This window comes from Salmonella sp. 741265055_HSA (assembly GCF_046569525.1).
GTDB lineage: Bacteria > Pseudomonadota > Gammaproteobacteria > Enterobacterales > Enterobacteriaceae > Salmonella > Salmonella enterica.
Genome location: NZ_JBKFSQ010000071.1, coordinates 1 through 5,910 on the forward strand (window position 1 = coordinate 1; position 5,910 = coordinate 5,910).

General features: G+C 53.9%; 6 protein-coding genes and 1 pseudogene. 3 read left to right on the forward strand and 4 right to left on the reverse strand.

Annotated features, from left to right (window positions below):
• The first annotated feature begins 134 nt into the window (after nucleotides 1-134).
• Nucleotides 135-734 carry a YebB family permuted papain-like enzyme gene (locus ACLD4K_RS21690; RefSeq protein WP_000716750.1) on the forward strand — a complete coding sequence of 200 codons (600 nt, stop codon included), beginning with the start codon at nucleotides 135-137 and terminating at the stop codon, nucleotides 732-734.
• Between the two features lies 1 nt (nucleotide 735).
• On the opposite strand, the gene ruvC is transcribed toward ACLD4K_RS21690, so the two are convergent.
• The 4 genes from ruvC to aspS all read right to left on the reverse strand — a co-directional run bounded on the left by ruvC (nucleotide 736) and on the right by aspS (nucleotide 4,391).
• Nucleotides 736-1,257 carry a crossover junction endodeoxyribonuclease RuvC gene (ruvC, locus tag ACLD4K_RS21695; RefSeq protein WP_000022509.1) on the reverse strand — a complete coding sequence of 174 codons (522 nt, stop codon included), beginning with the start codon at nucleotides 1,255-1,257 and terminating at the stop codon, nucleotides 736-738.
• Between the two features lie 36 nt (nucleotides 1,258-1,293).
• Nucleotides 1,294-2,034: a YebC/PmpR family DNA-binding transcriptional regulator gene (locus tag ACLD4K_RS21700; RefSeq protein ID WP_000907242.1), complete on the reverse strand. Its 741-nt coding sequence runs from the start codon at nucleotides 2,032-2,034 to the stop codon at nucleotides 1,294-1,296.
• A gap of 29 nt (nucleotides 2,035-2,063) precedes the next feature.
• Entirely contained in the window at nucleotides 2,064-2,516 is a 453-nt protein-coding gene (gene nudB / locus ACLD4K_RS21705) for a dihydroneopterin triphosphate diphosphatase (protein WP_000653693.1), read from the reverse strand.
• Nucleotides 2,517-2,618: 102 nt separating this feature from the next.
• Nucleotides 2,619-4,391: an aspartate--tRNA ligase gene (gene aspS, locus ACLD4K_RS21710; RefSeq protein ID WP_079981559.1), complete on the reverse strand. Its 1,773-nt coding sequence runs from the start codon at nucleotides 4,389-4,391 to the stop codon at nucleotides 2,619-2,621.
• Nucleotides 4,392-4,715: 324 nt separating this feature from the next.
• Between aspS and ACLD4K_RS21715 the strand changes: the two genes are divergently transcribed.
• Together ACLD4K_RS21715 and ACLD4K_RS21720 are read left to right on the forward strand one after the other, a co-directional pair.
• Nucleotides 4,716-5,282: a hydrolase gene (locus ACLD4K_RS21715; protein WP_000916144.1), complete on the forward strand. Its 567-nt coding sequence runs from the start codon at nucleotides 4,716-4,718 to the stop codon at nucleotides 5,280-5,282.
• A pseudogene (locus ACLD4K_RS21720) lies at nucleotides 5,279-5,857 on the forward strand (DUF72 domain-containing protein); the annotation flags it as partial. The gene ACLD4K_RS21715 and the pseudogene ACLD4K_RS21720, both read left to right, overlap by 4 nt.
• Nucleotides 5,858-5,910: the final 53 nt, after the last annotated feature.

Below are 5,910 nucleotides of genomic sequence, written 5' to 3' on the forward strand. Positions count from 1 at the left end.
ACTGCCCAGGTCCAAAATGGCAAGTAAAATAGCCCTAATGGGATAGGCTCTAAGGCTTGTCATTTATCTGGTATAATGCTAACTACCCTGTAGAATAAATAAAAGGAATTTATTTCAAATAATGGAATGCAGAGATGAAAAAACATTATTCTGTCCAATATGAAACCGGGGATATCGTCTTTACCTGTATAGGTGCCGCGCTATTCGGCCAGATATCCACCGCTTCACAGTGCTGGAGCAACCATGTTGGGATTATTATTGGTCATAATGGTGATGACTATCTGGTGGCGGAAAGTCGCGTCCCCCTCTCAACCGTCACCACGCTGTCACTGTTTATACAACGTTCAGCCGGACAACGTTACGCGGTTCGTCGCCTGTGCGGCGGCCTGACGGTCGAACAGAAACTCGCCATCATGGAACAGGTTCCCGCCCGGCTGAATAAGTTTTATCACACGGGGTTTAAATATGAGTCATCGCGCCAGTTCTGCTCGAAATTTGTGTTTGATATCTATAAAGAAGCATTGTGTATTCCGGTAGGCGATATTGAGACATTCGAAGAATTACTTCACAGCAATCCTGATGCGAAACTCGCCTTCTGGAAGTTCTGGTTTTTAGGTTCAATCCCGTGGGATCGTAAGACGGTGACGCCAGCCAGCCTGTGGCAACATCCCAATTTAGAATTAATTAGCGCCTGTGGAATTGAAACCCCTCAACGCGAGGCTGAGGGAGAATGATTTAGCGCAACCTTCCCCGCGCCAGATTGAGTCGGCTCTCGCTCATTTGCATCGCGTTCTGGCTAACGTGGCAATGCGTAATGGCGATAGCCAGCGCATCTGCGGCATCGGCCTGCGGGTTAGCGGGCAGTTTGAGCAACGTGCGCACCATATGCTGAACCTGGCTTTTTTCCGCGCTACCAATACCGACGACGGTTTGCTTCACCTGACGCGCCGCGTATTCAAACACGGGCAGTTCCTGATTGACCGCGGCGACAATCGCGACGCCGCGCGCCTGTCCCAGCTTGAGGGCTGAGTCGGCGTTCTTCGCCATAAACACCTGTTCGATAGCAAAATAGTCCGGCTGGAACTGCGTGATGATTTCCGTCACGCCTGCGTATATGAGCTTCAAACGAGACGGCAAATCATCGACTTTGGTACGAATACATCCGCTGCCCAGATAGGTCAGTTGTCTACCTACCTGGCGGATAACGCCATAACCGGTAATGCGCGAGCCGGGGTCAATACCGAGAATAATCGACACGCTATACCCCTTGCCCGTCGGCGTTTAACAGCACCATTACAGGGTCGCCGCCACCTCATCAGAGATCTCACCGTTATGGTAGACTTCCTGAACATCGTCACAGTCTTCCAGCATATCGATCAGACGTAGCAATTTCGGCGCGGTTTCCGCATCCATATCCGCTTTGGTTGACGGGATCATGGACACTTCGGCGCTGTCCGCTTTCAGACCCGCCGCTTCCAGCGCGTCACGCACTTTGCCCATCTCTTCCCAGGCAGTGTAAACATCAATCGCGCCATCATCATAGGTCACAACATCTTCCGCACCGGCTTCCAGAGCGGCTTCCATGATGGTGTCTTCATCGCCTTTCTCAAAGGAGATGACCCCTTTCTTACTGAACAAGTACGCCACTGAGCCATCGGTACCCAGATTACCACCGCACTTGCTGAAAGCATGACGCACTTCCGCTACGGTACGGTTACGGTTGTCACTCAGACACTCAATCATAATGGCCGTGCCGCCAGGACCATAACCTTCATAGATGATGGTTTCCATGTTCGAGTCTTCATCACCACCCACACCGCGAGCGATGGCGCGGTTCAGAGTGTCGCGGGTCATGTTGTTGGCCAGCGCTTTATCTACGGCCGCGCGCAGACGCGGGTTGGCATCCGGATCGCCGCCGCCCAATTTAGCTGCCGTTACCAGTTCACGAATAATTTTAGTGAAGATTTTACCGCGCTTGGCATCCTGCGCAGCTTTACGATGTCTGGTGTTGGCCCATTTACTATGACCTGCCATAAATATTTCCTCAAAAAAAGCGCGCCTTTTCAGGCGACGTTAATGACAAACTCTTCAATCGCTTGCCGGTTACTCCAGGACTTGGTAAGCGCCGCCGCGTCAGGCGCATCAAGCCACTGGTACGTCAGATGTTCAGTGAATATCACCTGCCGCTCATGCGGTAACGCAAGGCAGAACCAGAATTCTGTATTGTGCATGACGCCCGGCGCATAGCGATGACGTAAATGTGAAAAAATTTCAAACTCCACCGTACGTTGGCAGTCGATTAAGGTCAGTTGCTCTGCCGCAACATCAATCGTGACCTCCTCTTTGACTTCACGTACGGCGGCCTGCAACGCGGTCTCCCCTTCTTCTATGCTGCCAGTCACTGACTGCCAAAAATCCGGGTCGTCGCGTCGCTGCAACATTAACACCCGTTTCGTATCCTGCGCGAAAATAACCACCAGGACCGAAACGGGGCGCTTGTACACTTTATCCTTCACGCGACCTCGTTGTTGGCTGTTGGGTGACGCCGTGCATTGATGAGACTCGCCCTTGCGGGCCGCCGCGATATCACGCGAATGATGTCGTGTACATTGTTCATATCAGTTATTCTCGGCTTTCTTCACAACCTGAATCCCCAACTCCGTCAACGCTGCCTGGTTGGCGAAACTCGGCGCTTCGGTCATCAGACACGCGGCGGCGGTCGTTTTCGGGAAGGCGATAACATCACGAATATTGTCGGTGCCGGTCAACAGCATGGTCAGACGGTCCAGACCAAACGCCAGGCCCGCGTGCGGCGGCGTACCGTATTTCAACGCATCCAACAGGAAGCCGAACTTTTCGCGCTGCTCCTGCTCATTGATACCGAGAATACCAAATACGGTTTGCTGCATTTCACCGTTGTGAATACGCACCGAACCGCCGCCCACTTCATAGCCGTTAATCACCATATCGTAAGCGTTAGCGACGGCTTCTTCCGGCGCAGTTTTCAGTTCAGACGCCGTCATGTCACGCGGGGCGGTGAACGGATGGTGCATCGCGGTCAGACCGCCTTCGCCATCGTCTTCGAACATCGGGAAGTCAATCACCCACAGCGGCGCCCATTTGTCTTCGTCGGTCAGGCTCAGGTCTTTGCCCAGTTTCAGACGCAGCGCGCCCAGCGCATCAGCAACCACTTTTTTGTTATCTGCGCCGAAGAAGATCATGTCGCCGTCCTGCGCGCCGGTACGTTCAAGGATAGCGTCGACGATGTCGGCGGTCAGGAACTTGGCCACCGGACTGTTAATCCCGTCCAGACCTTTCGCGCGCTCGTTAACTTTGATATACGCCAGGCCTTTCGCGCCGTAGATCTTAACAAAGTTACCGTAATCGTCGATCTGCTTACGGCTAAGCTGTGCGCCGCCAGGCACACGCAGCGCTGCCACGCGGCCTTTCGGATCGTTAGCCGGGCCCGCGAAGACCGCGAACTCTACCGATTTCAGCAGGTCAGCGACATCTACCAGCTCCATCGGGTTACGCAGGTCTGGTTTGTCGGAACCGTAACGACGTTCCGCTTCGGCAAACGTCATGACCGGGAAATCCCCCAGATCCACGCCTTTCACTTCCTGCCATAAATGGCGCACCAGCGCTTCCATCACTTCGCGCACCTGTGGCGCGGTCATGAAGGAGGTCTCGACGTCGATCTGAGTAAATTCCGGCTGACGGTCAGCACGTAAGTCTTCATCACGGAAGCATTTGACTATCTGATAGTAACGGTCGAAACCGGACATCATCAGGAGCTGTTTGAACAGCTGCGGCGACTGCGGCAACGCGTAGAATTTACCTTTGTGTACGCGCGAAGGCACCAGATAGTCGCGCGCGCCTTCCGGCGTGGCTTTGGTCAGCATCGGCGTTTCAATATCAAGGAAACCGTGATCGTCCATAAAACGACGCACCAGGCTGGTAATTTTGGCGCGAGTTTTCAGGCGCTGCGCCATTTCCGGACGACGCAAATCCAGATAGCGGTACTTGAGACGCGCCTCTTCGGTATTAACGTGGTTAGCGTCAAGCGGCAGTGAGTCTGCGCGGTTGATGATAGTGAGAGAGGACGCCAGCACTTCAATTTCGCCGGTCGCCATATCCGCATTGACGTTTTTCGCGTCACGCGCACGCACGGTGCCCGTAACCTGAATGCAGAACTCATTACGCAGTTCAGAGGCCAGCTTTAACGCGTCCGCACGATCCGGATCGAAGAACACCTGCACAATACCTTCGCGGTCGCGCATATCGATAAAGATCAGGCTGCCAAGATCACGACGACGGTTGACCCAACCACACAGAGTCACCTGCTGCCCCACGTGGGACAGACGTAGCTGTCCGCAATATTCTGTACGCATGAGATATCCCTTAACTTAGCCGCAGGCGGATTGTTGCCTGCCATGCAGGCGACGAAGTCGCAGCTTTAGCTGTATGTCACAACTGGATGAAAAAAGGCAGCTATTATACTGGAAATTCTGCCGCACGATAAGAGTCAATCCAGCATGGGAGCGATAACTTGCCCGTTTCATGCGGTATCGACGCCTGGTTCATACTGACTGTAACCGGGTTTTTCACGCGGGTATTGCGTATGCTCACAAAAATTAACAATATTTGTCGCCGCTTTCCTCTTTAATCGCGCTTAAGGTGTAATGAAATCCACTATTTTTAGGAGAGTGATTATCATGCTGAAACTCAACGCGACCACAACCGCCCTGGTGGTTATTGATTTACAGGAAGGAATTCTTCCGTTTGCCGGCGGTCCGTATACGGCAAATGAGGTGGTCGCCCGCGCCGCGCGGCTGGCGGAAAAGTGTCGCGCCAACGGCTCGCCCGTGGTTATGGTACGCGTCGGATGGTCTGATGATTATGCTGAGGCGTTAAAACAGCCGGTGGATGCCGCAACGCCTGCGCACGCGTTGCCGGAAAACTGGTGGACCTGGCCTACGGCATTGGGTAAAAAGGACAGCGATCTGGAAGTGACTAAACGCCAGTGGGGCGCGTTTTACGGCACCGATCTGGAATTACAGCTTCGACGCCGGGGTATCGACACCATCATATTGTGCGGGATCTCAACCAATATCGGCGTCGAATCCACAGCGCGTAACGCCTGGGAGTTGGGATTTAACCTTATTATTGCCGAAGATGCCTGTAGCGCCGCCAGCAGTGAGCAGCATCAGAGCAGTATGACGCATATTTTCCCGCGCATTGGCCGGGTACGCAGCGTAGAGGATATTTTAAACGCCTTATGATCTACATTGGCTTGCCGCAATGGTCGCACCCGAAATGGGCGCGGCTCGGCATCACCAGTCTGGAAGAGTATGCCCGCCACTTTAATTGCGTGGAGGGCAACACCACGCTTTACGCGCTGCCGAAAGCGGAAATTGTCGATCGCTGGTATGCGCAAACTACGGACGATTTCCGTTTTTGCTTTAAATTTCCCGCCACCATTTCTCACCAGGCCGCGCTGCGTCATTGCGACGATCTGGTACAGGCGTTTTTTACCCGCCTGGCGCCGCTGGAAACACGTATTGGCCAATACTGGCTGCAGTTGCCCGCCGCCTTTGGACCGCGCGATCTCCCCGCCTTATGGCAGTTTCTTGATGCGCTCCCCGCCACGTTTACCTATGGCGTAGAAGTTCGTCATCCGTGTTTTTTTGACAAAGGTGAGGATGAACAGCGGCTCAATCGCGGGTTACACGCGCGCGGCGTAAACCGCGTGATCCTGGATAGTCGGCCGGTACATGCCGCCCATCCCCACAGCGAGGCCGTCCGGGACGCGCAGCGAAAAAAGCCCAAAGTCCCGGTACATGCGGTCGTGACGGCTAAATAGCTGCGCCAAATAGTAGATCACTTTGAGGGAACTCAGCCCGGATTGTG

Bases quoted from the DNA above. Each gene is read 5' to 3' on its own strand.
- aspS (WP_079981559.1), bottom strand. From the start codon at position 4,391: ATGCGTACAGAATATTGCGGACAGCTACGTCTGTCCCACGTGGGGCAG.
- ACLD4K_RS21700 (WP_000907242.1), bottom strand. From the start codon at position 2,034: ATGGCAGGTCATAGTAAATGGGCCAACACCAGACATCGTAAAGCTGCG.
- ACLD4K_RS21690 (WP_000716750.1), top strand. From the start codon at position 135: ATGAAAAAACATTATTCTGTCCAATATGAAACCGGGGATATCGTCTTT.
- ACLD4K_RS21715 (WP_000916144.1), top strand. From the start codon at position 4,716: ATGCTGAAACTCAACGCGACCACAACCGCCCTGGTGGTTATTGATTTA.